26 protein-coding genes are annotated in these 25,344 nt (G+C 61.3%); 9 read left to right on the top strand and 17 right to left on the bottom strand.

Translation table 11 applies throughout. The features are described 5' to 3' along the window. Positions 1-24: 24 nt before the first annotated feature. Both ubiG and CKO36_RS00255 read left to right on the top strand, forming a co-directional pair. Positions 25-777: a bifunctional 2-polyprenyl-6-hydroxyphenol methylase/3-demethylubiquinol 3-O-methyltransferase UbiG gene (gene ubiG, locus CKO36_RS00260; RefSeq protein WP_200278980.1), complete on the top strand. Its 753-nt coding sequence runs from the start codon at positions 25-27 to the stop codon at positions 775-777. Then, positions 777-2,027: a multifunctional CCA addition/repair protein gene (locus CKO36_RS00255; RefSeq protein ID WP_200278979.1), complete on the top strand. Its 1,251-nt coding sequence runs from the start codon at positions 777-779 to the stop codon at positions 2,025-2,027. Before ubiG ends, CKO36_RS00255 begins: the two co-directional genes overlap by 1 nt. On the opposite strand, the gene CKO36_RS00250 is transcribed toward CKO36_RS00255, so the two are convergent. Together CKO36_RS00250 and CKO36_RS00245 are read right to left on the bottom strand one after the other, a co-directional pair. Beyond that, positions 2,024-3,679, bottom strand: coding sequence for an RNA-binding domain-containing protein (locus CKO36_RS00250; protein WP_200278978.1), 1,656 nt, complete (start codon positions 3,677-3,679; stop codon positions 2,024-2,026). The genes CKO36_RS00255 and CKO36_RS00250 overlap by 4 nt on opposite strands. Before the next feature lie 107 nt (positions 3,680-3,786). Next, positions 3,787-5,016 (bottom strand): MFS transporter, encoded by a 1,230-nt coding sequence (locus tag CKO36_RS00245; protein ID WP_200278977.1) that lies wholly within the window; start codon positions 5,014-5,016, stop codon positions 3,787-3,789. Between the two features lie 69 nt (positions 5,017-5,085). On the opposite strand from CKO36_RS00245, the gene CKO36_RS00240 reads away from it, so the two are divergent. The 6 genes from CKO36_RS00240 to CKO36_RS00215 all read left to right on the top strand — a co-directional run bounded on the left by CKO36_RS00240 (position 5,086) and on the right by CKO36_RS00215 (position 10,367). Further along, on the top strand, positions 5,086-6,060 hold the full coding sequence (locus tag CKO36_RS00240; RefSeq protein ID WP_200278975.1) for an MBL fold metallo-hydrolase: 975 nt from the start codon (positions 5,086-5,088) through the stop codon (positions 6,058-6,060). 72 nt (positions 6,061-6,132) lie between these two features. After that, the gene (locus CKO36_RS00235; protein ID WP_200278973.1) at positions 6,133-6,495 is read left to right on the top strand and encodes a gamma-butyrobetaine hydroxylase family protein; all 363 of its coding nucleotides are present in this window, start codon (positions 6,133-6,135) and stop codon (positions 6,493-6,495) included. A 46-nt stretch (positions 6,496-6,541) separates the two neighbouring features. Next, positions 6,542-7,291 (top strand): bifunctional demethylmenaquinone methyltransferase/2-methoxy-6-polyprenyl-1,4-benzoquinol methylase UbiE, encoded by a 750-nt coding sequence (gene ubiE, locus CKO36_RS00230; RefSeq protein ID WP_200278971.1) that lies wholly within the window; start codon positions 6,542-6,544, stop codon positions 7,289-7,291. Then, positions 7,288-7,947, top strand: a complete 660-nt coding sequence (locus CKO36_RS00225; protein WP_200278970.1) for a ubiquinone biosynthesis accessory factor UbiJ — start codon at positions 7,288-7,290, stop codon at positions 7,945-7,947. The genes ubiE and CKO36_RS00225 overlap by 4 nt, the downstream gene beginning before the upstream one ends. Then, entirely contained in the window at positions 7,944-9,608 is a 1,665-nt protein-coding gene (gene ubiB / locus CKO36_RS00220; protein WP_200278968.1) for a ubiquinone biosynthesis regulatory protein kinase UbiB, read from the top strand. The genes CKO36_RS00225 and ubiB overlap by 4 nt, the downstream gene beginning before the upstream one ends. 153 nt (positions 9,609-9,761) lie before the next feature. Beyond that, positions 9,762-10,367, top strand: coding sequence for a methyltransferase domain-containing protein (locus CKO36_RS00215; RefSeq protein WP_200278966.1), 606 nt, complete (start codon positions 9,762-9,764; stop codon positions 10,365-10,367). Positions 10,368-10,395: 28 nt separating this feature from the next. Here CKO36_RS00215 and CKO36_RS00210 read toward each other — a convergent pair whose 3' ends face one another. The 4 genes from CKO36_RS00210 to CKO36_RS00195 are packed head-to-tail and all read right to left on the bottom strand — an operon-like array spanning position 10,396 to position 13,438. After that, positions 10,396-11,400 (bottom strand): NAD-dependent epimerase/dehydratase family protein, encoded by a 1,005-nt coding sequence (locus CKO36_RS00210; RefSeq protein ID WP_200278964.1) that lies wholly within the window; start codon positions 11,398-11,400, stop codon positions 10,396-10,398. Beyond that, positions 11,382-12,197: an exodeoxyribonuclease III gene (xthA, locus tag CKO36_RS00205; protein ID WP_200278962.1), complete on the bottom strand. Its 816-nt coding sequence runs from the start codon at positions 12,195-12,197 to the stop codon at positions 11,382-11,384. The genes CKO36_RS00210 and xthA overlap by 19 nt, the downstream gene beginning before the upstream one ends. Next, entirely contained in the window at positions 12,194-12,922 is a 729-nt protein-coding gene (gene phoU / locus CKO36_RS00200; RefSeq protein WP_200278960.1) for a phosphate signaling complex protein PhoU, read from the bottom strand. Before phoU ends, xthA begins: the two co-directional genes overlap by 4 nt. 12 nt (positions 12,923-12,934) lie before the next feature. Further along, entirely contained in the window at positions 12,935-13,438 is a 504-nt protein-coding gene (locus CKO36_RS00195; RefSeq protein ID WP_242469282.1) for a L,D-transpeptidase family protein, read from the bottom strand. A gap of 194 nt (positions 13,439-13,632) precedes the next feature. On the opposite strand from CKO36_RS00195, the gene lgt reads away from it, so the two are divergent. Next, positions 13,633-14,475: a prolipoprotein diacylglyceryl transferase gene (gene lgt, locus CKO36_RS00190; protein ID WP_200278956.1), complete on the top strand. Its 843-nt coding sequence runs from the start codon at positions 13,633-13,635 to the stop codon at positions 14,473-14,475. Here lgt and CKO36_RS00185 read toward each other — a convergent pair. The 11 genes from CKO36_RS00185 to CKO36_RS00135 form a co-directional block, all read right to left on the bottom strand. Further along, the gene (locus CKO36_RS00185) at positions 14,472-17,075 is read right to left on the bottom strand and encodes a glycosyltransferase (RefSeq protein ID WP_275957795.1); all 2,604 of its coding nucleotides are present in this window, start codon (positions 17,073-17,075) and stop codon (positions 14,472-14,474) included. The two genes, lgt and CKO36_RS00185, sit on opposite strands and share 4 nt — an antisense overlap. Before the next feature lie 39 nt (positions 17,076-17,114). Next, positions 17,115-18,842 carry a glycosyltransferase family 39 protein gene (locus CKO36_RS00180; RefSeq protein WP_200278954.1) on the bottom strand — a complete coding sequence of 576 codons (1,728 nt, stop codon included), beginning with the start codon at positions 18,840-18,842 and terminating at the stop codon, positions 17,115-17,117. Between the two features lie 10 nt (positions 18,843-18,852). After that, positions 18,853-19,422 carry a dCTP deaminase gene (gene dcd / locus CKO36_RS00175; RefSeq protein ID WP_200278952.1) on the bottom strand — a complete coding sequence of 190 codons (570 nt, stop codon included), beginning with the start codon at positions 19,420-19,422 and terminating at the stop codon, positions 18,853-18,855. Beyond that, the gene (locus tag CKO36_RS00170) at positions 19,422-20,657 is read right to left on the bottom strand and encodes a lytic transglycosylase domain-containing protein (RefSeq protein WP_200278950.1); all 1,236 of its coding nucleotides are present in this window, start codon (positions 20,655-20,657) and stop codon (positions 19,422-19,424) included. The genes dcd and CKO36_RS00170 overlap by 1 nt, the downstream gene beginning before the upstream one ends. Positions 20,658-20,736: 79 nt before the next feature. After that, a complete protein-coding gene (locus CKO36_RS00165) occupies positions 20,737-21,117 on the bottom strand; it encodes a helix-turn-helix domain-containing protein (protein ID WP_200278947.1) in 381 nt (126 codons plus the stop codon). 604 nt (positions 21,118-21,721) lie between these two features. Then, on the bottom strand, positions 21,722-22,888 hold the full coding sequence (gene tatC, locus CKO36_RS00160; protein WP_200278945.1) for a twin-arginine translocase subunit TatC: 1,167 nt from the start codon (positions 22,886-22,888) through the stop codon (positions 21,722-21,724). Between the two features lie 13 nt (positions 22,889-22,901). Next, on the bottom strand, positions 22,902-23,183 hold the full coding sequence (gene tatB / locus CKO36_RS00155; RefSeq protein ID WP_200278943.1) for a Sec-independent protein translocase protein TatB: 282 nt from the start codon (positions 23,181-23,183) through the stop codon (positions 22,902-22,904). Positions 23,184-23,263: 80 nt separating this feature from the next. Continuing rightward, positions 23,264-23,551, bottom strand: a complete 288-nt coding sequence (gene tatA / locus CKO36_RS00150; RefSeq protein ID WP_200278941.1) for a twin-arginine translocase TatA/TatE family subunit — start codon at positions 23,549-23,551, stop codon at positions 23,264-23,266. 112 nt (positions 23,552-23,663) lie between these two features. Beyond that, complete coding sequence (locus CKO36_RS00145) at positions 23,664-23,987, bottom strand: phosphoribosyl-ATP diphosphatase (protein ID WP_200278940.1); 324 nt, start codon at positions 23,985-23,987, stop codon at positions 23,664-23,666. 56 nt (positions 23,988-24,043) lie between these two features. Beyond that, positions 24,044-24,784: a 1-(5-phosphoribosyl)-5-[(5-phosphoribosylamino)methylideneamino]imidazole-4-carboxamide isomerase gene (gene hisA / locus CKO36_RS00140; RefSeq protein ID WP_200278938.1), complete on the bottom strand. Its 741-nt coding sequence runs from the start codon at positions 24,782-24,784 to the stop codon at positions 24,044-24,046. Between the two features lie 5 nt (positions 24,785-24,789). Next, positions 24,790-25,284: an ATP-dependent zinc protease family protein gene (locus tag CKO36_RS00135; protein ID WP_200278936.1), complete on the bottom strand. Its 495-nt coding sequence runs from the start codon at positions 25,282-25,284 to the stop codon at positions 24,790-24,792. Positions 25,285-25,344: the final 60 nt, after the last annotated feature.

Here is a 25,344-nt window from a genome sequence, read left to right as displayed (position 1 = left end):
CTAACCTTTGCCATTAAAATGACTATGTCGAATCAAAATCAACCGCTGCAAGCCCCCAGTATTGACCCGCGCGAAGTTGCGTATTTCGAGAACCTGGCCCATCGCTGGTGGGACGAACAGGGACCCTTCTGGCCTCTGCATCGGCTTAATCAGTTTCGGGCTGACTATGTGCGCCGCCATGTCAGTGCCGCCCTAGGGCGCACACCCGAGAGCGAGCAACCCTTCACCGGCCTGAAAATCCTCGATATTGGCTGCGGTGGTGGCATTCTCAGTGAGGCGGTCGCGCGCTTGGGTGCCCGCGTGCAGGGAATTGATATTGCGGAGAAAAATATCCATGTGTCGCGACTGCATGCCGAGTGGAGCGAACTGGAGATCGACTATCGCCTGACCTCGGTGGAGGCGCTGGCGGCCGATCGGGTGCAGTTCGACGTGGTGCTGAACATGGAGGTGGTCGAGCATGTTGAGCAGTTGCCGGAATTTCTCACCCAGTGCGCGCGCCTGGTGCGACCAGGTGGGGTGATGGTGGTGGCGACGATCAACCGCACCCTGGCGGCCTGGCTGATCGCCATCATTGGCGCCGAGTGGGTGTTGCGTTGGCTGCCCAAGGGCACGCACCATTTTCGCAAACTGGTTAAACCCAAAGAGATCATCCGGGCGCTGGGGCCGCAGTTTCGTGTGCTCAATCGCACCGGCATGCGGGTGAATCCCTTCAATCGCGGTTTCCACTTCACGCCCTATATGGGGGTAAACTATATGATGGTGTTGGAGCGCGCCTGATGCGACTTCCGGGGGCGCAAACCTATCTTGTCGGCGGCGCCGTGCGCGACCGGCGATTGGGGCTCAAGGTGCGCGAGCGCGACTTTGTGGTGGTCGGCAGCAGTGTCGAGCAGATGCTTGCGCTGGGATTCACTCAGGTGGGCAAGGATTTCCCGGTGTTTCTGCACCCGGACACCAAAGAGGAATATGCGCTGGCACGCACCGAGCGCAAAAGTGCGCCAGGGTATCACGGCTTTGTGGTGCATGCCGACCCGCAGGTCACGCTGGAAGAGGATCTGGCGCGCCGCGATCTGACTATCAATGCGCTGGCTGAGGATGCCGAGGGGCACATTGTCGATCCCTTCGGCGGGTTGGCTGATCTCGATGCGCGTCTGCTGCGCCATGTCTCCCCGGCCTTTGCTGAAGACCCGGTGCGCATTCTGCGACTGGCGCGCTTTGCCGCGCGTTTTGATGCCCTGGGATTTCGCGTCGCGCCTGAGACGCTGGAACTGATGCGTGCCATGGTGGCGGCTGGGGAGGTCGATGCTCTGGTGCCGGATCGCGTGTGGCAAGAACTGAGCCGTGCCCTGGGCGAGGCCCGCCCATCACGATTTTTTGAAACCTTGCGTGCCTGTGGCGCTCTGCAAGTGCTGCTGCCGGAGCTTGAGCGTCTGTGGGGGGTACCGCAGCCGGCGCAATGGCACCCGGAGATCGACACTGGCGTGCATGTGATGCTGGTGCTCGATCAGGCCGCCCGGCTGTCCGGAGAGCCCGAGGTGTGCTTCGCGGCCCTGTGTCACGATCTGGGCAAGGGTAATACCCCGATGGAGGTGCTGCCCAGTCACCACGGCCACGAAGACCGTGGTGTCGAGCTGATCGCTGACCTGTGTACGCGGCTGCCGGTGCCCAAGCGTTTCGCGGAACTCGCCCGCTTGGTGGCTCGGTATCATGGCAAGGTGCATAAGGTCGATGAGCTGCGCGCCAGCACCATCTTGGGTGTTTTTGAAGGTGCCGATCTGTTGCGCCGTCCGCAGCGCTTCGAGCAACTGCTGATCGCCTGCGAGGCGGATTTTCGTGGACGCCAGGGCTTTGCGGAGCGCGACTACCCGCAGCGGGCGATCTGGCAGTACCTAGCCCAAGCCTGTGTCTCCGTGGACAGCGGAGCTATCGCTCGCGTCAGCAACCCGGCACGCATTCGCGAAGGCGTGCGCCAGGCGCGCCTCAAGGCTATTAAGCAGGCCCAGCGTGCCGTGCTGCCTGCAGGGACTTAAAAGCGCGCGGCGATATAGGTCAGTGCCTTGCTGATCGGCAGTTCAATATTCGACGGACCGTTGCGGATTAAAAAGGATTCCGTGCCCTTGTGGCGCAGGAAGCTTGGTGCCTCCGCCGGCTCGCATTCCACCACAGCGATGCTTTTGTCCTCGATGCGATAAATTTCGAGCTGTAAAAAGCGGGAATATTCAGCGCCCAGGTGGCTGTTGATCAGATTCTTGAAGTGCAGCTGGAATTTGTCGTCATTGGCAAAGCCGTCGGCATCCAGACCCAGAACCTCGCCGTCATCGGCGACGCCGATCAGCAAAATACCGCCCTCAGTATTTAAAAAGGCGACTACCCCCTTGAGCCAGGCCAATTCGATTTCCTTGCCGGCCTTGCCGGTGTGCAGATTCATCCGCAGGGTGGATTTGAATTCCAGATGCGTGCTTTCGCCCCGGCTGATCAGGGCTTGGATATCGGCCTCCGGGTGGCGCGTATCCAGGCTGCGCTTGGGCAGCTCGCGCAATTGATGACTGTATTTCCGCACCAACAGCGCGGCCAGGCCGATGCCCAGAGTGAGGATGCCCAGCGCGGTTAGTGCGAGCAGAAACCAGCGGCTTTGCAGAATGCCAAGGGTGGCCGAGGTTGGCAGTGCCACCCCGACCCAGGCGTCTTCGGCATCGCCGGTTAGTGGCAGAAAGCCGCCCCACCAGTCACGTCCGCCGCTGCTGAAGCGCACCAGACGATCATCCGGGCGTCCGGCGGCACGCCAAGCGGCGATGGCGTTGAAGTGCAGCGGTCCCCCCTGTTGGGTTTCGGCCGAGTAAAACGGCTGCACGCCGGATGATTGATTCGGTGCGTGCCGATCACTGTAGAGCCCCCCTTGGCCGTCGAACAGGAAACCGCTGCCAGACTCCAGCGGGAGTTGGTCGATCATCTCCAGAATGTGCGCCAGGGTAACATCCAGCGCCAGCACCCGTAGCGCCTCCCCAACGTACCAAGCGCTGGAGACTGTAATGCCCGGCTTGTTCAGGGAGTCGAAGCGATAGGGCGGGGTCCAGGAAAAGGTGTCGTGCTGATCGCGAGGCTGGTCGGGAGACTGTTCGGGACGTTGGGCGAGTGTCTGGCGCGCTTCCTTGAACCAGGGACGTAGGCGTGGATCGTAGTCCAGTCGGGCGGTTTCACTGTTGCCCGGCTCATCGAGTTGTGCCCAGTGGAGCAGGGTGAATTCGGCCGCATCCCCCGGGCCGCGCAGGCGCGTCAGCCAGCCGGAGTCAGCGCGTCGCAGGAAATACTCGCGGCCCTGACCATCGGCGAAAGCCAAACCAGCGATTTGCGGGATGTGGATCAGTGATGGCATCAGCTTTGCGTTCATGCGCTCAGCCGCTGCCCGCGTCTGAGGCGGAGCTGCGGCGGCGTTGCGCAGGCGGTCGCGGATGATCAGCAACTGCTGTTGCACCGGCTGGAGCAACGCCTGGACCTCGTCGCGCACCAGGGCCTTGGCATTGTTGATGCGCGTTTCAGCCATGTCGTGCTTGAAGTCCTCAATCAACAGCAGGTTCGCGCCAATCAGCACACCGATGGTCAGTACGATCACGGCCAGCAGGTCACGAAACAGCCGACTGCGAATCGGTGTCGGGGACGCATGCAGCAAAGCAAAGGGTTTCATGGGTTGGAAGTGGTTTTAGGGGACTCATGTAAAGCGATGCAGGATGCAACAAAATTGGCGCGCTGTCATGCTTGCGCACTTCTCTGCCAAGGACGGCATTCACTCACTCACGCCCGTGCGGCAACTGAGTCCGTTGCGTCCTGATCCGGTGTGCGGCGCAGATCCGGCAAAAAGACGGCCAGCAGACCGATCAGTGGCAGGAAAGCACACAGCTGGTAGACCTGCACAATGCCCCAGAGGTCGGCAAGCTGGCCGAGCACGGCGGCACCAATGCCGGCCAGTCCAAAGGCGAGCCCGAAAAACAGCCCCGAGATAGTACCGATGCGTCCAGGGATGAGTTCCTGGGCATAGACCACGATGGCTGGAAAGGCTGAGGCCAGCAGGAAGCCGATGATCAGGGTCAATCCCACCGAGGTACCCAGCCCCACATAGGGCAGCGCCAGGGTAAAGGGGGCAACACCAAGAATCGAAATCCAGATTACCCGCTGGCGTCCGATGCGATCCCCCAACGGCCCGCCTAGCAGGGTGCCGGCCGCGACCGCGAACAGGAAGAAAAACAGATGATACTGCGCCGTGCGGGTGTCAATGTCGTACTGGTGCATCAGGTAAAAGATTAGATAGCTGCTGATGCTGGTCAGGTAGAAGAACTTGGAAAACATCAGCGCCAGCAGCACGGCAAGCGTTTGCATGACGCGCCGTTTCGGCAAGCCGTGAGGCTTGACCGGAGCCGAGCGCTTGGGGTTGCGGTGTTGGTGGCGATACCAGAACCCCACCCCGGTGAGTACCAGCATGGCCAGCAGAGCAACCAGCGAAAACAACGCGATACTGCCCTGGCCATGGGGCAGTACGATCCAAGCCGCCAGCAGGGGACCAACCGCCGTGCCGGCATTGCCCCCGACTTGAAAGATCGACTGCGCCAGCCCGTGGCGTCCCCCCGAAGCCAGGCGCGCCACGCGCGAGGATTCGGGATGAAAAATCGACGACCCCGAACCCACCAGCGCGGCGGCCAGCAGGACCATTGGAAAGCTCGCAGCCTGCGACAGCAGCAGCAGACCGCTCAGCGTGCAGCCCATGCCAAAGGCCAGCGAGAAGGGCTGGGGATGGCGGTCGGTGTAGTAACCGACCAGCGGTTGCAGAATGGAAGCGGTACACTGAAAGGTCAGGGTAATCAGCCCAATCTGGCCAAAATTCAGCTGCAACCCGGATTTGAACAGCGGATAGATGGCCAGCATCAGCGACTGCATGGTGTCGTTGAGGAAGTGCGCGAAGCTGATGGCGGCCAGCACCCGGAAGGTGGTGCGGTCAGCTGAGGCGAAGGGGGTTGAAGGGGTGTTCATAGCATTTGTCAGGGAATGAAGAGAAGCTTTGGTACACTGGAATAAAGGCAATCGTCAAGAGAGGCAGCCATGACTACGCAAACCACCCAAACCCTGGCCGAGGGCGTCGAGTGCATCGACACCGGCCTGTATCGGCCGCAACTGGCGGCCAGTTATCTGATACGCGGCGGCGATCGGCTGGCCTTTGTCGATACCGGCGTTGCCCGTGCCTTGCCGCGATTGCTTGCGGCTGTTGAGCAGCAGGGACTGACACCCGAGCATGTCGAGGCGGTGATTCCCACCCATGTGCATCTTGATCATGCCGGGGCGGCGGGTGCTTTGATGGCGGTTTGCCCCAATGCACGCTTGATTGTGCATCCCAAGGGCGCGCAGCATCTGATCGATCCGTCGAAGCTGACGGCCGGGGCGACGGCGGTCTATGGCGCCGCAGAGTTCGAGCGTCATTTTGGCGACCTGACGCCCATCCCCGAGTCCCGGGTCGAGATTGCTGAGGATGAGCATCGTATCGACATTGGCGGTCGGGTGCTGCGCTTTATCGACACGCCGGGACATGCCAATCACCACGGCTGCCTATTTGATGAGCGCACCCGGGGTTGGTTCACTGGCGATACCTTTGGCATCGCTTACCCGGAATTTTGCACCTCGGCCGGTCCCTGGCTGCTTGCCCCAACCACACCCGTGGCTTTTGATCCGCCGGCCTGGCAGGCCAGTCTCGACCGGCTGCTGGAGGCCAAACCGCTTTGTGCTTATCTTACCCACTTCGGTCGGGTCGAGGATCCGGCCGCGCTGGTCGGTCAGCTGCGGGGCAGCATTGATGCCCTGGCCGAGGTGGCGTTGCGCGAGGAAGACCAGCCGGAAGCAGGGCGTCTGGCTCGCCTGAAGTGCGCCGTGACCGATACCCTGGTCGCGGCTGCGCAGGCGCATGGAGTGCGCATGGCGCCCGATCAAATCAGCGAATGGTTGGTAGTGGATCGGGAGTTGAACGCGCAGGGACTTGAGGTGTGGTTGCAGCGCCGGCGCAAGCAGCGCGAGGCGGCGGCTTGAGTTCCGCGCGCGCTTACCCACTTTAGACCGGGTTACCCTAATGGATCACAACCACGGAGTCTCGCGTTCACTATGCCAACACCGACGGAATTGAATCTGCACCGCGCCTCGCGGGTGCTGGAGATCAGCTTTGATGACGGCGCTCACTTCACCTTGCCGGTCGAGCTGCTGCGGGTCTACTCGCCCTCGGCCGAGGTCATGGGGCATGGCCCCGGGCAGCGCGTGTTGCAGCTGGGCAAGGAAGAGGTCGGAATCGACAAAATTGAGCCGGTTGGCAACTACGCCGTGTGCCTGCACTTTGATGATGAGCACAACACTGGCATCTATTCCTGGGAATATCTGTATAACCTGGGCAACAATCAGGAAGGGCTGTGGTCCGACTACCTGGCTGAACTGGAAAAAGCCGGTCAAAAGCGCAAGGTACTGCCGTCCTGAATTCATGTAAAATCCGCGTTTGACTAGCAGCAGAGTGTAGCGCCCGATGTCGGATCAAGATCAAACCCATTTTGGCTATCAGCAAGTACCCGTGCGTGAGAAGCAGGAGCGCGTGCGTGCGGTTTTCGATTCGGTCGCCGACCGATACGACCTGATGAACGACCTGATGTCGCTGGGCATCCATCGGCTGTGGAAGCGGCGGCTGATTGAACTGGCTGGCGTGCGCCGTGGGCAGCGGGTGCTGGATCTGGCCGCCGGTACCGGGGATCTGAGTGCGCGCTTTGCCGAGATCGTCGGCCCCAGTGGTCTGGTGGTGATGTCGGATATCAACGCCGCCATGCTGGAGCGCGGGCGTGAGCGCCTGGACGATGCTGGCCTCATGGGCCACCTCCACTACGCGCTGGCCAATGCGGAGGCGCTGCCCTTTGCCTCCAACAGCTTCGATTGCGTCACCATTGGCTTTGGTCTGCGTAACGTCACCCACAAGGACTGGGCGCTGGCGGAGATGCAGCGCATTCTCAAGCCCGGCGGGCGCGGACTGGTGCTGGAGTTCTCCCATCCAACCCAGGCGCCCTTGCGCAAAGCCTATGATCTCTACTCCTTCTCCATGCTGCCGATGCTCGGGCGCCTGGTGGCGCAGGATGCCGACAGCTACAAGTATCTGGCCGAGTCCATTCGCATGCATCCGGATCAGGACAGTCTGCGCGATATGATGGAGCAGGCCGGATTTGAGCGCTGTGAATACTTCAACCTGACTGGCGGCATCGTCGCCATCCATCGGGGGTGCAAGCTATGACCGCGACCGAGGCTGAAAGCAGCGGTATTCCAATTCCAGACGCCGTGCTGCTGTCGTTGCAGGAGAGCGTGAATCGCTTCCTGGCACTCGACCCCGAGGGCGCTGAGCGACTGTCTGATGTGCAGGGTCAGGTGCTGTTGATCGAGCTTGAGGGGTTCGGTACCCGGTTGTTCGTGGTGCCGGGCCATCACAGCCTGGGACTCTATTCCATCTATGATGCCGAACCGGATTGTACGGTGCGCGGCACTCCGGCTGCCTTACTGCGGTTGTCCCTGACGGATCACCGCGAGGATGAAATTTTCGCCGGTTCCGTCGAGATGATCGGTGACAATCAGGTGGCGCAGCGCATCGGCGATGTGTTTCGCAACCTTGACATTGACTGGGAAGAACCGCTGGCACGCCTGTTTGGAGACAGCGTGGCGCGACACATCTGCCAGCAGGCGCGCTCCACCAAGGCCTGGGCTGAACGCGGCGGTGAGACCCTGACGCAGAATGTACGCGAATTTCTGCAAGAAGAAGGTCGCCTGTTGCCGAGTGATCAGGAGTTGCGTCAGTTCCTGACCGGAGTCGATATTCTGCGCGATGATGTCGAGCGTCTGGCGGCCCGCATTGAGCGGCTCGCCCCGGTGCGACCCGCACCGACGGCCGGCACATGATCGTCCCCATCAGCCAGACGTTGCGGCTGATTCACATCAACCTGGTTCTGTTGCGCCATGGTCTCGATGAGCTAATCTTTGCCACCCATTTATTCCGCCCGCTACGCTTTTTGCTGTGGCTGTCACCCTGGTACTGGTGGCGCCGGCGGCAGCAACCGCTGCCGCCCTATCCGGCCCGGGTGCGCGCTGCGCTGGAAGATCTGGGCCCCATCTTTATTAAGTTTGGCCAGTTGCTGTCCACCCGCCGCGATCTGCTGCCGGATGATTGGGCCGAAGAGCTGGCGCGCTTGCAGGACCGGGTGCCACCCTTTCCAAGTGAACAAGCCCGTGCGCTGATCGAAAAGGCCTGGGGTTGCCCGATTGATCAGGTGCTGGATGATTTTGCCGATCTGCCGCTGGCCTCAGCGTCCATCGCCCAGGTGCATACCGGGCGGCTCAAGGACGGGCGTTCGGTCATCGTTAAGGTACTGCGCCCCGGCATTGACCGCATCATTGAGCGCGATATTGCGCTGATGTACAGCATCGCGCGATTGGCGCATCGCTACTCTCGGGAAGCCCGGCGCCTGCGCCCGATTGAGGTGGTGGCCGAGTACGAGAAAACCATCTATGGCGAGCTGGATTTGCAGCGCGAGGCGGCCAATGCCTCGCAGTTGCGGCGCAACTGGTTGCATAGCTCGGCGCTGTACATTCCTGATGTGTATTGGGACTGGACACGCCCCACAGTCATGGTGATGGAGCGCATTTTCGGCACCCCGGTCAGTGATGTCGCCACGCTCAAGGCGCAGGGCATCAGCATGCGGCTGCTTGGTGAGCGCGGGGTGGAGATTTTTTTCACCCAGGTGTTCCGGGATAATTTTTTTCATGCCGATATGCATCCGGGGAACATTTTTGTTGAGTCCAGCGGGCGCTATATCTCGGTGGACTTTGGCATTGTTGGCAGCCTGACCGAAGAGGACCAGCGTTATCTGGCCGAGAATCTGCTCGCCTTCTTTGAACGCAACTATCGCCGTGTCGCCGAGCTGCATGTCGAATCCGGCTGGGTGCCGCGCGGCACCCGGGTCGATGAATTTGAGGCTGCCATTCGCACTGTTAGCGAGCCGATTTTTGAAAAACCCCTGGCGGAAATTTCCTTTGGGCATTTTCTGGTGCGACTGTTTCAGACCGCGCGCCGCTTCAATATGGAGATTCAGCCGCAGTTGGTGCTGCTGGAAAAAACCCTGCTGAACATTGAGGGCTTGGGCCGGCAGCTGTATCCGGAGCTGGATCTCTGGACCACCGCCAAGCCGTTCATGGAACGCTGGATGAAGGATCGCATCGGCCCGCGCGCGCTGTTGCGTCGCACCCGCGCCAACTTCGGCCCCTTCGCCGAGCATCTGCCGGACTTGCCGATGCTGGCCTACCGAGTGCTTGAGAATATGGAAAGCGCGCAGCAGGATGCACGCGCGCTACGTGAGGAGCAGGTGCGTCTGCGCCGTGAATTGCGTGAGCGGCGCACCTTGGTCGGAACCATGAGCGGCGCGGTGCTGATTCTCTGTGCGACCCTGCTGTTGCTGCTGGGACCGGGCGCTTTGGTGGATCCGATGATTGTGCAGATACTGGCGGCGGCGACCTTCCTGATCGGGCTTTCCATCCTGATCCAGCAATGGCGTGCGGCGGGTTGAATGACACAATCGCAACCACAAGCGCCTGTTCTGCAAGTATCCGGTCATTGTCCAACCTGTGATCAGGACGTTGAGTTTATCGCCAACAATGCTTGGTTTCGTGACCATTTTCTGTGCAGCCGCTGCGGCAGTATTCCGCGCGAACGCGCGCTGATGGCGGTGATTGATGCTTTTTTTCCGCAATGGCGTCAGGCCGTGATCCATGAATCCTCACCCGGCAATCGCGGCGCCAGTGTGCGTTTACGTCAGGAATGCACGAGATACATCCCTTCCCAGTACTTTCCAAATGTCGAAACAGGGGACAGTGTCGATGGTATCCGCTGCGAGAACCTCGAAGCCCTTTCTTTTGCAGACGATTCGATTGATTTGCATGTCACCCAGGATGTGCTTGAGCACCTGTTTTCACCATCACAGGCCTTTTGTGAAATCGCCCGGACGTTGAAACCTGGCGGCATGCATATCTGCACTGTGCCAATAGTCAACAAAGACCGCCCATCGGTGGTTCGGGCGCGGGTCGACAAGGGCGAGGTCGTGCATGTGCTCCCGGCGGAATATCACGGCAATCCGGTGGGGGATGGCAGATCCCTGGTGACGGTGGACTGGGGCTATGATATCGGTCGCCACATCTTCGATGCCTGTGGTCTTTACACTCAGATGGTGAAAATGGATGACCTCAGCCAAGGGATTCGCGCTGAATATATTGAGGTGCTGGTGACGGTAAAACCCGTCGAAACCGCGTCATTCCAGCCGATCCCCTGAGCCTGAAACTCGGATTGGCAGAGCGGCATCAAGATTTTTTCAGCGAACTGGCCCAGGCCGCTGCGGTTTGATGCAGGCTGATTTCGCTTGTCATACCCGGAGTCCAGCCAAGTCGCTGATCAGTTGCTCGGCTGTCAATCAGCAGCGACCCCGTGAGCCGTTGGATGGCAGCCTGCTGGCCCGTGAGCGTGGCCATGCCATGCAGCATGGCTGGCGGGAGCGGGACCAGTCGCGCGGATTTGTGCAGGCCGGCAGCCAGCAGGCGGATGAGGTCCGGGGTTGATAGCGCTTCGGTGTCGGCGGCGAGAAAGGTTTCGCCAGCGGCGGCGGGATGGTGCAGGCAATGCGCGATCAAGTCGCACAGATTGGTGTTTGCCAGCAGGCTGCGCCGATTGTCGATGGCGGCGAAGGGAAGCGGCAGCCCGAGGTCGATCAGGCGCAGGAGTCGTGGCAGGTTGCCCTTGACGCCTGGGCCGTGCAGCAAGGGCGGGCGGATGATGACGACCTCTAGTCCGGTATCGGCACTGATGCGCCGCAAGGTCTGCTCAGCGGCAAGCTTGGAGCGACCGTAAGCGTCTTGCGGTGCCGGTGGGTCGCTCGCGCGAAAGGCCGCACGCCCGTCCGTGCTTTCCCCATTGACTTTGATGCTGCTGATAAATATCAGCCGGCGCACGCTTGCGCGAGCGGCGGCGAGGGCCAAGTGTTCGGTCGCTTGGGCGTTGGTGGCAAAAAACACCTGCTCCGGATCAATGGCATGGTCACGCATCACATGGGCACGCCCGGCGAGATGAACCACGCTGTCGACGCCCGTGAGCGCCTTGGCGAGTGCTGCGGCCGACGGTGGCTGTGCGAGCTCACCAAGCTGGCGTGCTGCGGCTGCGCCCGGCGGCAGCGGTCCCGGGGTGCGCCGTCCGGCGATGACGTGCAGACCACGCTCGGTCAGGAGTGGGCAGAGCGTGCAGCCAACAAAGCCGGTCGCGCCCGTGACCAGAACGGTTGAGCCGGGCGAACCGGTTAGTCGAGTTCGATCCACACCGGGCAGTGATCAGAGGGTTTGTCGAGCGCGCGGATGTCGTAGTCGATGCCGGCGCCGCGCAGGCGCTCGCGCAGCGGGTCGCTAATCAGCATCAGATCAATGCGCAGGCCGCGTTTGGGGTCGCGCTCGAAGGCGCGGGAGCGGTAGTCGAACCAGCTAAAGCGGTCTTCAACCTCGGGGTACAGGAGGCGAAAGCTGTCGTGCAGGCCCCAAGCGGTCAGGGCTGCGAACCACTCGCGTTCCTCGGGCAGAAAGCTGCATTTGCCGCTGCGCAGCCAGCGTTTGGCGTTGTCGGCGCCAATGCCAATATCGCAATCCAGCGGCGCGATGTTCATGTCCCCCATGATGACCAAGGGTTGATCGGGGCTGAAGTCGCGTTGCAGATAGTCGAGCAGATCGGCGTAAAAGCGCTGCTTGCCGGGGAATTTTACCGGATGCGAACGATTTTCGCCCTGTGGAAAGTAGCCGTTAATAACATGCAGGGTACTGCCATCGCTCAGGGTGAAGGCACCGGTGATGGCGCGACGCTGGGCATCGGCGGCGTCGTTCGGAAAGCCGTTGTGCAAGGCTGCGGGCTTGTCCTTGCTAAGCAGCGCGACGCCATAGTGGCCTTTCTGGCCATGGCAGGCGCTCTGATAGCCGAGTGCAGCGATCATCTCGTGTGGAAATTGCTCATCGGCGACCTTGGACTCTTGCACGCCAATGATGTCCGGATCCAGGCGCGCGCGGATGGCCTCAAGCTGATGCGGGCGGGCACGGATGCCGTTGATATTAAATGACACCAGAACGGTCATGCTTGGGTCGCTTGCCGCAGGGCATCAATCAGTAATTCGCGGTTGCGATAGCGCACATCGTCGCCTTGACACACATAAACCGCCTGTTCGGCAATGTTGGCGCCATGATTGCCCAGTCGCTTGAGGGCATGCGGAATCGCGAGCAATTCGGCCAAGGCCCGGGGACTTTGGGCATAGGTTGAGTCGAGGATGGCGTCACGGGTATCCAGGACTTGTTGGTGGAAGTCGGCTTCGCGCTCGAAGACCGCAATGGCCTGTTCCAGATCCGCCTCGCTCAGCGCCGCGACCGCCTGTTCAAGCATCTGACGACCGGTGTCGAACAAGTGCTCAAGCGCTTGCGTCAGCGCGGGTGGTGGCGGTTCGCGGGTGATCTCATGTAGACGGATGGCACTGTAGGCCATGCTGGCGGCATGATCGCCGGCACGCTCCAGGTCAGTGACCACCTTGGAGATGGCCAGCACCTGGCGCAGATCAATCGCCGTGGGCTGGCGTTTGGCGATTACGATGAAAATTTCTTCATCGGCTTCCATGCTCAGGGTGTCGATGCCTGGTTCACGATGCAGCACGGTGCGGGCAGCATTGGGATCGGGTTGCAGCAGGGCGGTGAGGGCCTCGCGCGTCTGGTCAAGCACCCGGGTTTTCATTTCGAGAACCAGGTTGCACAGTCGGGCGAGTTCCTGGTCATAGGCGCGGACGATATGGCCGCTGCGCTCTTGGTTAATCATGGCTGGGCACGGCTAGGGCAGAATGCTAATGGGAGTGTTGTCGCGCACCTTGCGCCAGATCTCATCCATGGCCTCGTTGCTGACAGCGATGCAGCCGTCGGTCCAGTCAAGCTCATCGTAGTCCTTCATCAGCGGCCCGGGGGTGAGCCAGTTGGGGCGACCATGAATCATGATCATCCCACCGGGGCTGACGCCGATCATGCGGGCAAAATCCTGATCCGCCTGATTGGGATAGGATACATGAATGGATTTGTAAAAGCGGCTGTTTGGATTGCGCCAGTCGAGCCAATAGTCACCCTCGGGTGTGCGTTCATCGCCTTCCTGGATTTTGTGGCCGCGCGGTGCATCACCGAGATTGATGCGATATTCGCGAAACACGCGTCCATTGTTGAGCAACTGCAAGGTACGCGCCTCTTTGCGCACCACCACCTGATCGGCAAAATCCGGCTGGGGTGGCGGCTTGGTGGCACAGCCACCCGAGCCGATCAGGGTGAGTAACAGCACAAAAACATCCATGCGCCAGTGCGGCCATTGTCGGCCAGGGTGAGGACTGGGGGGCAGCGCGTTCGGGTGGCTGGGGTTCATCTGTCGTTGGATTCTGCCATTGCGTCAGGCGAGGGCGGAGCCTAGCGCAGGTGCGTGCTGAGCACAAGAATTCGGCCGGGGGATTTGTGGGGAGACCGCAGGGGCTGTGCTAGACTTCTGCCGCTATGCTTACCTATCCTGAGATTGATCCTGTTGCCCTGGCATTGGGCCCGTTGCGCGTTCACTGGTATGGATTGATGTACCTGGTGGGGTTCGCGCTGGCCTGGTGGCTGGGGCGCTGGCGCGCGGCTCACAGCCACTATGCCGTGGGTTGGACGGCGGAGATGGTCGATGATCTGATTTTCTACGGTGTGATTGGTGTCATCGCCGGCGGACGCCTGGGCTACATGCTGTTTTACGGTCAGGCGCAAATTCTCGACAATCCACTCAACCTGCTCAAGGTGTGGCAGGGCGGCATGTCCTTCCATGGCGGGCTGATTGGGGTGCTGCTGGCCATCGGGCTCTTTGCACGCAAGTACCGGCTGCGCTTCTTTGAGGTGGGCGATTTTCTGGCCCCGCTGGTGCCCCTGGGACTGCTGGCCGGTCGCATCGGTAACTTCATCAATGGCGAGTTGTGGGGGCATGTCACCGCGCTGCCCTGGGGGATGCGTCTGCCCTGCGCGCGCTTTCCCGAGCACTGCCTGGGGTTGGCGCCGGGGACACTCTGGTCGCTGCCGGTGCATGCGTCGCAGCTCTATGAAGCGGCGCTGGAAGGGTTGCTGCTCTTTATCCTGCTGTGGCTGTTTTCCAGTCGTCCGCGCCCGACCATGGCTGTTTCCGGGCTCTTCCTGCTGCTGTACGGCCTGTTTCGCTTTGGCGTCGAATGGGTGCGGCAGCCGGATGCGCACATCGGCTATCTAGCCTTCGGCTGGCTGACCATGGGGCAGTTGCTGAGTCTGCCGATGCTGCTCGCCGGCGCTGTTCTGCTGCTTTGGGCGTATCGACGCGGGGCTTCCAAGGCCGCTTAGAGCGTATCGGCCATGTCCGCCATGGTGCCGATCAGTGTCGCCGGCAGTCGGCGTGAGGCACTGATCAGAGAGACCAGCAGGGCGGCCAGGTAAGGAATGGCCTGCACCAGCAGCACACTGACCCAGATTTTGACATCCAGCATGTAGGCGTCTTCGCGCTGCAAGACGCAGAAAGCGCCGAAGCACAGCGCCACGGCAAAGAGGGTTTCTTCGCGCGCATCCAGAAAAGCGCGAATCAGCGCCGGGGACTGTGCCAGTTTCGGCGTGCGCAGAAAGGGCAGCTTGCCTGAGGCGATGCCGGCCAGAAAGGCGCGGGCAATGGTGTGTGAGAGCGCCAGGCCGGCCAGGCCGGCGGCGATACTCTGTCGCCAGGTGGCGGTGACGCGGCGCCGATAGAGGAAAAAGCTCTTCAAGATTTTGAATGCAAAGAGCACCAGCGGAATCAGCGCCACAGTCATATAGGGTGGAGTGACCTGATCCGGGTAGAAGGTCATGGCGAGGGTCCAACCGAGGGCCGCGAAGTTGAACAGCAGGTTGAACCCGTCAGCAAACCAGGGCAGCCAGCCAGCAATGAAGTGATAGCGCTGCCCGGCGGAGAGTTCGGTGCGACGCAGACCGAGCAGTTCGTGCCAGTGTCGGGCGAGAATGCGCACCGCGCCATAAGCCCAGCGAAAACGCTGCTTGCGGAAATCGGCAAAGCTATCCGGAATCAGTCCGCGCCCATAGGTGCAGGGAATGTAAAGCGCCTTGTAGCCCTGTTCGAACAGCCGCAGGCCGAGTTCGGCATCCTCGGTGATGCACCATTCGCCCCAGCCACCCACGGCCTCCAGGGTCGTGCGGCGGATCATGGTCATGGTGCCATGCTGGATGATGGCGTTGCGCTCGTTGCGGGTGACCATGCCAATATGGAAAAAGCCGCGATATTCGGCCAGACACATGGCTTTGAAGGCATTCTGGTCGCCATCGCGATAGTCCTGCGGCGCTTGCACGATGCCCAGTTGTGGATCGACGAAGGCCGGCACCAGATCGCGCAACCAATTGGGGCGCACAACATAATCGGCGTCGATTACGGCGATCACCTCGGCCTCGGGCACGGTTTCACGCAAGGCGAAATTGAGCGCGCCGGCCTTGAAGCCAGCCAACGGATCGACATGAAAAAAGCGAAACTGCGCACCAAGACGTTCGCAATGCGCTTGCACCGGCTGCCAAACGGACGGATCCTTGGTGTTGTTGTCGATCACCAGCACCTCGAAGTGCGGATAATCCAGTGCCGCCAGGGCGTCCAGGGTTTCGATCAGCAATTCCGGTGGCTCGTTGTAGGCTGGCACATGGATGGATACCACGGGCAGGTCTTGATCGGGCGGGCTGTGCTTCGGGAAAGGCCGCCGCCACTGTCGCAGCCACAGCGCCTCGGCCCATTCGTGCGCCTCGGCGACCAGCAGCACAATGACCCCGATCCCGCCGATGAGCAGCAGCACGCCAATCGCCGTGGTGGCGGGCGTCATGTATTGGCGAGTGTACTCGTAGATGATCCACACTGCGGCGGTTGAAATGGCGTAGGTGATCAGCGCCAGAAACCCTTTGCCCGATGAGGACAGGCTGGCGCTGTCGCGATACAGAAACAACAACAGCAAAACAGCTATGCCGACTGAGAGTGCGGCCAGTTCCTGCCATTGCGGAATGCGCACCACCGGCTGCGTAAAGTTGAATTTGGGCTCGCGTTCGGCGTTATAGACCCCCCAGTAGGTGCCAGCGGCGCCTTCGATCTTGGCCTTCCAGGGCTGATCAAAAGCCTCAATCACATAGTAGACATAACCGGCTTTCTCCGCTGCGGAGAGAAAGCGGCGTAGGAAGCGGGTCTGATTGGCTTGCGAGGCCTCGGCGCCGCGATTGCGCCGACCGTTGCTGGGCCAGCCGACCTCACCGATGATGATGGGCTTGCCCGGATAAGCGGCCTGCACTTCTTTGTAGCGGTTGAGTGCAAAGTCGACGGCTTGGTCAATCGGCAGACCTTCCCAGTAGGGCAGCAGGTGGATGCTGATGAAATCCACATGCTCGACCAGGCGCGGGTATTTCAGCCATACATGCCACGGCTCAGAGGTGCTGACCGGCAGCTCCGTGAGCGCCTGGATGCGATCGAGATGATCGATCAGGGTGGGGAGCGAGACATCTTTGCGCAGCAGACTCTCGTTGCCGATCATCACGCGCACGATGTTTCTGTGGCCCTGGCGCAGCACGCCGATCAGGCGCTCAAGTTCGCGTTGGTTGGCGTTGGGAAAAGGACCGATCCAGGCCCCGAGCGTGACATTCAGATCGTGTTCGAGTGCGAGTCGCGGGATTTCACCGAGGGTGTCTTCCACTGTGTAGGTGCGCACCGCGTGCGCGCGTCCTTCAAGTAGCGCCAGATCGGCATCAATTTGCGCGACGCTTGGAAAGCGTTTCGCAGCGGGATCCTGATCAGCCTGGAGCGGCGAGAACGAAAACCCCTGAATGCGCGCAGGCCAGGGTGGCTCGGGCGATGGCTGATTCAACAGTGCCCAGAGGCCGACGGTGAGGGCGGCCATCAGGATCGGGATTAGCAGGCTAATGAAACGTCTCAAGGGATTGCGCTCATCAGAACAGAAGTTGCAGACAACATTTTATTCATGGCTGTTCGGCGGCCGGGCACGGAACCATTGCCAGCTTCCTTCAAGCGGTTCGAGTCGGCGCGGGGCGAGCGCCTGTCTCAGACTGGCGGAGGGTGTCAGCGCGAAATAATCCACGAATCCGTCGGGTATCGCGTTCGGGGTTCCACTGCCGAGGGGTGCTGCGCCTTGCGGCGGTTCGCTCCAGAGACGCACCCCGGGCGCGAGATGATAGGCAAGTGACAGGAGTTCTCCGGTGCTGACTCCGTGGGGGCTGGCGACGACCAGCGCCCGTGGTGATGCATTCACCGTTTCCGCGATCCGCTGATTGGCGGCGCTGAAGTTCTTGGTCCACCAGCTGTCGGCGCGTTGAATCAGCACCTCGGACAGCAGGCCGGCGATTACCAACATCACCAGCGACAGATGCGCCAGTGTGCGCTGCAGGCCCGGAGGACCGCTGGCGGTGGTTGCGAGTCCCCAGGCGACCATGAGCTGCACCGCGACGGCCGCCGGCAGGACATAGCGCGGATGCTCTGATCGGCTGCCGCCAAGCAGCAGATCCGGCCCCAGTACGACGGCGAAATAGGCAAGCGTCAGCAATGGCAGCATCCAAAATGACGGACGTGGCGCCCGATGTGCAAACAGGCCCAATCCCCAAATGACCGGCATCAGCACCCAGGCGCCCCAGCCGCTGAATTCCGGGCTGAGATCAACAAAAAACCGCGTGATATGCCGGAGCCAAGCGCTGCCCAGCGCCGCCGTCGAGAGCGGGCGTTCCATCCATTGAGTGTATTGCTCAAGCTGCTCGGTTTGCAAGGCGATGACCAGCAGCCAGGGAGAGAACAACAGAAGGGCCAAGCCCAGGGTCGCGGTCAGGCGCCGCATGCGTTGGTCGAAGACAAGGCGCCAGCGCCAGGGGGGGCCGCTCGTAATCAAGGCGTAGAGCGCATGAACGGGCAACATTAGCAGAAACAGCAGATGCGCGTAGAGCCCGAGTGTTATTAGGACGCCATAGCCGATCCAAACGCGCAACTGATCTGTGCGCCAGGCGCGCAGAAAGGCGGCGCTTGAGGCGATACTGAGCAGCGTCCAAAGTCCGTATTGACGCGCTTCCTGGGCGTACAGGAGGTGCAGAGGGGAGGCGGCAATCAACAGAGCCGCCATCCAGGGGACGGGCCAGGTCAGCGGCTGCTTCCAGGGTTGGGCGGGGCGGCTGTGGGTCGCCTGGCCGAAGAGTTCCTGCATCAGCCAAAAGGCTGCTGCCGGCAGGAACAGGGCAAAGAGCGCTGCTACGCCGCGCACTGCGGTAACCGGGTCGAGCGGCAGCGCTAGCGCTAGGCGTGCGATCAGGTAATAGAGTGGCGCGTGCTCTGGATGCCGGATCAAAGCGACCCAGGTCGCGCCGAGAGGGGCGGCGGGGCCGTGCTGCAAGGCGAGGAGTTGCTCGGGCGAGAGCAACTGGGCGCTGAACAGCATCTGCTGGATGTCCGGCTGGCTGAAGCCAAGCACCCGCACTAGGGTGAAGACCTCATCATGCCAAATGAGCAAATGCGGCAGGTCGTAGAGTCGCCACAGCGACAAAAGTGCGATGAGCGTTGTCAGCAGCCAGAAGGCGATCCGTTGGTGCTGCGGACGGTAATTGTAAGGGGATCGTGCGGCTTGTGGTCCGGTTGCCTGAGAAGAGAGGGACGCGGGCGCTGATGGAGGTTCTGTGTCGAGCGCCGGCGCCTGTCCTGTGCTCATGACGGTGATCTCAGGGGCGGGGTAGCGTCACGCCGCGCTGCCCCTGATATTTGCCGTTGCGGTCGCGGTAGGAGCGTTCGCAGCCTTCGTCGGACTCAAAAAACAAAATCTGCGCCACGCCCTCGTTAGCGTAGATTTTAGCCGGCAGCGGGGTGGTGTTGGAGAACTCAAGGGTGACATGGCCCTCCCACTCCGGCTCCAGCGGGGTCACATTCACGATGATGCCGCAGCGCGCATAGGTGCTTTTGCCCAGGCAGAGCGTGAGGACATTGCGCGGGATGCGAAAGTATTCGACGGTGCGCGCCAGGGCAAAGGAGTTGGGCGGAATCATGCAAACATCGGAGCGTAGATCGACGAAGCTGGAAGCGTCGAAGTTTTTGGGATCGACGATGGCTGAATTGATGTTGGTGAAGATCTTAAACTCATCAGCGCAGCGAATATCGTAGCCGTAGCTTGAGGTTCCGTAGGAGATGGCGCGCGCGCCCTGCGGCGACTCGCGCACCTGGTCAGGTTCAAAGGGCTCAATCATGCCGGTCTCGCGCGCCATGCGGCGAATCCAGCGGTCAGATTTGATTGTCATCAGGTCTCCGCAGTCATGCGCTCAAGGCGCGCTCCAAACAGGGGAAAATTGAGATCGGGCTGGTGATCGCGCGGCGCGGGCACCTGGGGGCCGGGCAGCCAGATCGGGCTGCCGGCCGGGACCGGGGTGCGGCCCTCGCGAATGGGGTTGCGCCAGGCGGGATTCAGGCGGATCAGCTCATGCTCGGGCACCTGATATTGCATCGCGATGTCCCGGATGCTGCGGCGCTGCTTGAGATGCACCTGTCGCTGCGCTTTGGGGGATTCGTAGCTGATGCCCTCGGGAAAATATTGGTGCGCATGCCGTGCCACATGCCGGGCAGCGATAAATTCCGCATAAAAATTCCGCGACGCAAAACCAAAAGCGCGTCCGTCGTAGCGCATCACGATGCTGGCGATGTCATCGCCATGCAGCGCCCGGGCTTTGTTCATGCCCGCCACGCCATGATTGTAGGAGGTAATCGCCAGGGGCCAACTGGAGAGCTGGCGGTGAGCATCGGCCAGGTAACGTGCGGCGGCGTCGGCGGCAATGATGGGATCGAGCCGTTCGTCGATGCGCGCGTTGACCACCATGTAGTGCCGTCCGGTGGCGGGCATGAACTGCCACATGCCGGCCGCGCCAACGCTGGAGCGGGCATGGCCCTGAAAGGACGATTCCACATGCGGCAGGTAGGCCAGATCCTCGGGGACGCCGTGGCGGCGAAAGATGTCCCGAAAGCGCTGATCGTATTGGCCGCTGATTTCGAGTCCGCGGCGGAAACGTTCGCGCAGGCCGCGCTGGGTGCGCACCCGCTCGGCTGGATCGATCAAGGCATTAGCGCCGCCAGCGGCATAGAGCTTGTTTTTCAGCGCGCGTTCCTCGCCGGTCAGTGGGGAGTCGGCGGCCAGTTTGCGCGACAGGCGCGTGAGGCGGGTGCGCCAACTGTGCTGCAGGGTGGCGAGAAAATCACGTTGTTGTGCTGTATAGGAGGCCTTGATCGGGCCAGGCAGTTCGGCCACCTGGTAGATCACACCTAGATAACGGTCATCATGCACGGCCACCTGGCTGCGGCTCCAGCGGGCATAGACCTTGTGCCAGAAGTCGACATTCGGCGTCAGGTCGGTCGGGACGGGAAACTCCTGGCTGGAGGCGAAATGCGGGGAGATTTCCAGCGTCGTGCAGCCGGGAAGCATGAAGGCGGCGAGCAGCAGGAGCAGGCTGAGCTTGGGGCGCTGCGGATGGGGCATTTGGCGCATGGTGACAACTTAAGGCCGGAACGCGAGACCGGCGGGCGGGCGCTCGCCGGTGACGGTGGGCGTCGGGCAGGTGCTGCGCTTAGTCCGACATTTCCAGGCGACTGCGCATCGCGGGAACCGAGTAGTCGCGCTGCACTTCACAGACGCGCAGGATGGTGTCTTTGCCACGCTCGTCGCTGGCGCGGAAGGCGTCGATCATCTTCCACTCGGTTTTGGTCAGCGGGGACTTGTCATCAAGGCACATCAGGTAGGTCGGCGTCAGGCCATCGAGCGCGTTGGACAGCTCGGCGGCTTCTTCGAGACCCATACGGCGGATGCCTTGCTCGTAGTTGCTGATGCGTGACTTGGACAGCGAGTTGGTGCGAGCGGCCAGTTCAGCCAAGCTGTAGCCATGGGCGTTGCGGGCGGCGCGCAGGCGTTGTCCGATTTTTTTGGTCAGGTTGATGCTTTCTTCGTTCATGGATAGCTCCCAGTTGAGGTAGAACAATTGTTTTAGTGGACGTTTGTAGGGATTTTCCCTACAAAGGTCCATGGGCGCTATCGTACACTGCCAATCTGTCAGGTCAAGGTTTTTTTGCATCGCTAACGATTTGAATGCTGGCGCTGGGCGTTTAATCCGCTGCTGGCACGCGCGGCAACGGTGTTCAGAGCGCGGTTGCTATCAGCCATCAGCCGGTATGAATGGCGTAAAAGCAAGGTTTTACGGCCTTTTCCGACCGGGGTTGGGCGCACAATTGGGACGCTGGAGTCCTTGAGCGGATGCCAGCTGCGGGTTAGTCACAATATCCGCAGTCAACTGATTCAGATAGCGATCACATAAAGGCAGATAAACGGCGGCGTCACAGACAGCAAAAACTGTGCAGTGCGCGTGTCGCTGTGGGATCGAGTGGCGGATTCGCGGCAGAATTGGCGCGCGTGGGCCGCGTTGGCACTGAACAACGAGCGCGCGCACGCCGCCGCCTGACCGCCTTGAGGCGGCCCGGCCGGAACGGCTCTGCATGACAGGGGGTGATTGCTTTGATCGGTTAGATCAAAACAGGGGAATGATCAAAGCGGGAGAGATCTCAGGTATCGAGATCGCTGAGGATATTGCGTGCCACGCGGCGCTGATCGGCGTTGCCTTCCTCCAGGACGCGATAGAGCAGATGGCGAGCGGCGGTCAGATTGCCTTCGGCGCGGCGCAGGTTGGCTTGTTGCAGCCAGGCGGCAGCACTGGAGTGAGCCGGTGCCGGAGGCTCGGCGGCGCTGGCGCGGTCGCTTGACTGCTCAAGCAATTCCTCGGCTTCGATGGCATCGAGTTCGGCTTCCATTTCCTCATCGGTGAGCGGACGGAAGCGCTCGGGGTCATTGAAGTCGCTGGTGTCAATGTCCTGGCCTATCAGCGCCGGGTCGGAGCCGGGGGCTGGGGGCTGGGGAGGATTTGACGGCTTGGGCTGATCTGGCGGTGGCGGATCGTCGGTTGGTTGGGACTGTGCGGCACCCTTCTGGAAGAAGCGTGAGAACAGAATGCCGAGTTCATAGAGCAGCCACATCGGAATGGCCAGCAGCGTTTGGGAGATGACATCGGGCGGCGTCAGCAGCATGCCGGCGATAAAAACGCCGACAATCACATAGGGCCGCTTGTTCGCCAGATTGGCTGGTGTGGTGATGCCAGCCGCTACCAGCAGGATGGTGGCAATAGGGATTTCAAACGCCAAGCCGAAGGCAAAGAACAGCTTGAGAATAAATTCCAGATAGAAAGCAATATCCGGCATCTGCTGCACGCCCTCGGGCGTGACCGAGGTGAAGAAGCCGAAGACTAGCGGAAACACCACGAAGTAAGCGAAGGTCATGCCGAGATAAAACAGCACGATGCTGGAAGCCAGCAGCGGTAGCGCCAGGCGCTTTTCGTGCCGATAGAGCCCCGGCGCAATGAAGGCCCACAGCTGATACAGGATGTAGGGCATGGCGATAAAGACCGCCGCCACCAGCGCGAGCTTAAACGGCGTCAGGAAGGGCGAGGCGACCTGGGTCGCGATCATGGTTGCGCCTTCCGGCAACTGGGCGCGAATGGGATTGGCGACCCAGGTGTAGAGTGAGTTGGCGAAGGGAAAGAGCCCAAGGAAGGCGATGGCAATGGCCACGATCATGCGCAACAGGCGGTCGCGCAGTTCGATCAGATGGTCAATAAAGGGCTGTTCGATTCCGCCGTCCTCGGCTCCGAGCGGTGGACTCGGCTGGGGTGCGCTCATCCGTGGGGCTTCCTCATTTGGAGTCAGTGGTGGTTTTTGGTGGCGGATTGGCACCGGCCTGCTCTTCGATAATCTGATCCAGCGGTTTGCGCTCGTTCTGACGGCGCAGAATTTCGCGCAATTCTTCGGCCTTGATTTCGCGGTCGATTTCGTCTTTTACCGACAGCAGGGCGCGACGTGCGCGGCCAACCCAGCGTCCAGCCGTGCGCGCCAGGCGCGGCAGGCGTTCTGGCCCCACCACCAGCAGGGCCACGACAGCAATGACCACCAGCTCAAGCGCGCCGACATCGAACATGAGGCAAGTCCCGGGGAAAGAGAAAATAAGGTTGTGTTTGCGGCTCCGACGGACCGTAGCGATATGCTTCGGAGTTTGTGTCAGCCGGCAGGATCAGTCGTCTTGGCCGACTCCTGAGCTGGTTCTTTCATGGCCGCTTTGTTGGCGCTGGATGATGCGCTTGAAGGCTCGCTGCGGGCCGAGAGCTGTTCGGTGGCCTGCTCCTCGTCGCCTTGTGAGCGGTTGGAATCACCCATGGCGGAGCGGAAGCCTTTGATGGCGCCGCCGAGATCTGCGCCGATATGTTTAAGCCGCTTGGTGCCGAAAATTAACAGCACGATGACCAAAATAATCAGGAGTTGCCAAATACTGATGCCACCCATTCCCATTGAAAACCTCCCATGCGCCCGATTCGGGGCGAGCGTTGCTAACTTGGTTGATGCGACTGCGGATGATACCGCAATCGCGCCCGGTGATGCTGGATTCGCTGGCTGGCGCGGGTTAGCCGGGCGGTTGGCGCGCGGCTTTTTCCTCAAGGCCCGAGAGGCCGAAACGCCGGTCGAGTTCAGCCAGCACGGCTTGCGGGTGCAAGCCCTGGTCGGCTAACAGGATCAGGGAATGAAACCAGAGGTCGGCAACCTCGGCGACCAGATGCTGCGGATCGCCATCTTTGGCGGCCATGACGGTTTCGGTGGCTTCCTCGCCGATTTTTTTCAGGATGGCGTCCAGGCCTTTGGCATAGAGTCCGGCCACATAGGAGGATTGCGGCTCGGCCTGCTTGCGGGCTTCCAGCACGGCGGCCAGGCGGTCGAGAATATCGCTCATGATGGACTGCTGTTGGCTTGTTGATTTGTTAGCTGTTTTGGCTGATGGAGCGAGGTTCAGGCGGCGGTCAGGGTGTCGGCCAGGCGCTGGCCCTCGGCGAAATCCAGGGTGCCCTCATAGATGGCGCGACCGGTGATGGCGCCGCTGATACCGCACGGCGCAATCTCGGCCAGGGCGCGCACGTCTTCCAGGCTGGTGATACCACCAGAGGCGATGACGGGCACCGCAATGGCCTCGGCCAGCTGTCGGGTGGCGGCGATGTTGGGGCCGGTGAGCATGCCGTCGCGACCAATGTCGGTATAGATGACGCCCTCGATGCCAGCGGTGGCAAAGCGCTGGGCCAGGTCGGCCACGCGATGCTCGGTGGTTTCAGCCCAGCCGCGAATGGCCACCTGACCGTCCTTGGCGTCCAACCCGACTAAAATATGTCCCGGGAAGGCTGCGCAGGCGCGAGCGACGAATTCCGGCTCAATCACTGCCTGGGTGCCAATGATGCACCATTGCACGCCGACCTTCAGGTAGGCGTCGATGGTGTCGAGATCGCGAATGCCGCCGCCGACCTGAATGGGTAACTCAGGATAAGCGGTGGCAATGGCGCGGATGGCTTCACCATTGATCGGAGTGCCGGCAAAGGCGCCGTTGAGATCGACCAGGTGCAGGCGTCGCGCCCCGGCTTTCAGCCAGCGGCTGGCCATGGCGACCGGGTCGTCGGAGAAACGGGTTTCATCGTCCATGCGGCCCTGACGCAGTCGCACGCAGCGACCGTCTTTCAGGTCAATGGCAGGGATCAACAGCATTGTGCTCAGGAACTCCATGAGGGTGTTGGGGACGGATAGCTTGCACTGGCATGGCTGGGTTGACCCAGGGCATAGGACAGGCCGGAATCGACTAGTGCGCGCCCGGCCAGGGCCGTGCGCCCGATCAGCATGCGAAAGCGCATACTGTCGCGGTTAGTCAGGGTCAGCTCGATGGGCCAGGAAGAAGTGCCAAGATGCAGGGGCGTGGTGATGACATAGCGCTGTTCACGGTGGCCGCCGGAATCCGAAACCTGGCGCTGATCAATGACTGGTGCCCGGCATTGCACCACAATCTCTGGCTGTTGTTGTATGGGATGCACCGCAAAACGCACCCACAGCTGGTCGTTGGCATCCGTCTCGGTATCCAGGTCGAAGGCGTGCAGCGCTGAGGTGCGTGCACCGGTATCCAGTTTGGCCTTAAGCAGCGGCAGACCCAGTGCGGGCAATCCGGCCCATTCGCGCCAGCCGAGTACCAGGGGCGGAGACATAATATCAGGCATAAAAAAAGCTCCTTGCGGAGCCTTTTGCTTGGCGCTAAACCAGCGACCCGTAGGGCGATG

Origin of the sequence: Rhabdochromatium marinum, assembly GCF_016583795.1 — a bacterium.
Taxonomy (GTDB): Bacteria; Pseudomonadota; Gammaproteobacteria; order Chromatiales; family Chromatiaceae; genus Rhabdochromatium; species Rhabdochromatium marinum.
Note: the sequence above shows the minus strand (reverse complement) of the source record. Positions and strands in the feature narration are given on the sequence as shown.

What these genes read in the sequence shown, in the direction of transcription:
- ubiG (WP_200278980.1), top strand. Translation starts at nt 25, where the DNA reads ATGTCGAATCAAAATCAACCGCTGCAAGCCCCCAGTATTGACCCGCGC.
- CKO36_RS00255 (WP_200278979.1), top strand. Translation starts at nt 777, where the DNA reads ATGCGACTTCCGGGGGCGCAAACCTATCTTGTCGGCGGCGCCGTGCGC.
- CKO36_RS00250 (WP_200278978.1), bottom strand. Translation starts at nt 3,679, where the DNA reads ATGAAACCCTTTGCTTTGCTGCATGCGTCCCCGACACCGATTCGCAGT.
- CKO36_RS00245 (WP_200278977.1), bottom strand. Translation starts at nt 5,016, where the DNA reads ATGAACACCCCTTCAACCCCCTTCGCCTCAGCTGACCGCACCACCTTC.
- CKO36_RS00240 (WP_200278975.1), top strand. Translation starts at nt 5,086, where the DNA reads ATGACTACGCAAACCACCCAAACCCTGGCCGAGGGCGTCGAGTGCATC.
- CKO36_RS00235 (WP_200278973.1), top strand. Translation starts at nt 6,133, where the DNA reads ATGCCAACACCGACGGAATTGAATCTGCACCGCGCCTCGCGGGTGCTG.
- ubiE (WP_200278971.1), top strand. Translation starts at nt 6,542, where the DNA reads ATGTCGGATCAAGATCAAACCCATTTTGGCTATCAGCAAGTACCCGTG.
- CKO36_RS00225 (WP_200278970.1), top strand. Translation starts at nt 7,288, where the DNA reads ATGACCGCGACCGAGGCTGAAAGCAGCGGTATTCCAATTCCAGACGCC.
- ubiB (WP_200278968.1), top strand. Translation starts at nt 7,944, where the DNA reads ATGATCGTCCCCATCAGCCAGACGTTGCGGCTGATTCACATCAACCTG.
- CKO36_RS00215 (WP_200278966.1), top strand. Translation starts at nt 9,762, where the DNA reads ATGGCGGTGATTGATGCTTTTTTTCCGCAATGGCGTCAGGCCGTGATC.
- xthA (WP_200278962.1), bottom strand. Translation starts at nt 12,197, where the DNA reads ATGACCGTTCTGGTGTCATTTAATATCAACGGCATCCGTGCCCGCCCG.
- phoU (WP_200278960.1), bottom strand. Translation starts at nt 12,922, where the DNA reads ATGATTAACCAAGAGCGCAGCGGCCATATCGTCCGCGCCTATGACCAG.
- CKO36_RS00195 (WP_242469282.1), bottom strand. Translation starts at nt 13,438, where the DNA reads ATGGATGTTTTTGTGCTGTTACTCACCCTGATCGGCTCGGGTGGCTGT.
- lgt (WP_200278956.1), top strand. Translation starts at nt 13,633, where the DNA reads ATGCTTACCTATCCTGAGATTGATCCTGTTGCCCTGGCATTGGGCCCG.
- CKO36_RS00180 (WP_200278954.1), bottom strand. Translation starts at nt 18,842, where the DNA reads ATGAGCACAGGACAGGCGCCGGCGCTCGACACAGAACCTCCATCAGCG.
- dcd (WP_200278952.1), bottom strand. Translation starts at nt 19,422, where the DNA reads ATGACAATCAAATCTGACCGCTGGATTCGCCGCATGGCGCGCGAGACC.
- CKO36_RS00170 (WP_200278950.1), bottom strand. Translation starts at nt 20,657, where the DNA reads ATGCGCCAAATGCCCCATCCGCAGCGCCCCAAGCTCAGCCTGCTCCTG.
- CKO36_RS00165 (WP_200278947.1), bottom strand. Translation starts at nt 21,117, where the DNA reads ATGAACGAAGAAAGCATCAACCTGACCAAAAAAATCGGACAACGCCTG.
- tatC (WP_200278945.1), bottom strand. Translation starts at nt 22,888, where the DNA reads ATGAGCGCACCCCAGCCGAGTCCACCGCTCGGAGCCGAGGACGGCGGA.
- tatB (WP_200278943.1), bottom strand. Translation starts at nt 23,183, where the DNA reads ATGTTCGATGTCGGCGCGCTTGAGCTGGTGGTCATTGCTGTCGTGGCC.
- tatA (WP_200278941.1), bottom strand. Translation starts at nt 23,551, where the DNA reads ATGGGAATGGGTGGCATCAGTATTTGGCAACTCCTGATTATTTTGGTC.
- CKO36_RS00145 (WP_200278940.1), bottom strand. Translation starts at nt 23,987, where the DNA reads ATGAGCGATATTCTCGACCGCCTGGCCGCCGTGCTGGAAGCCCGCAAG.
- hisA (WP_200278938.1), bottom strand. Translation starts at nt 24,784, where the DNA reads ATGCTGTTGATCCCTGCCATTGACCTGAAAGACGGTCGCTGCGTGCGA.
- CKO36_RS00135 (WP_200278936.1), bottom strand. Translation starts at nt 25,284, where the DNA reads ATGCCTGATATTATGTCTCCGCCCCTGGTACTCGGCTGGCGCGAATGG.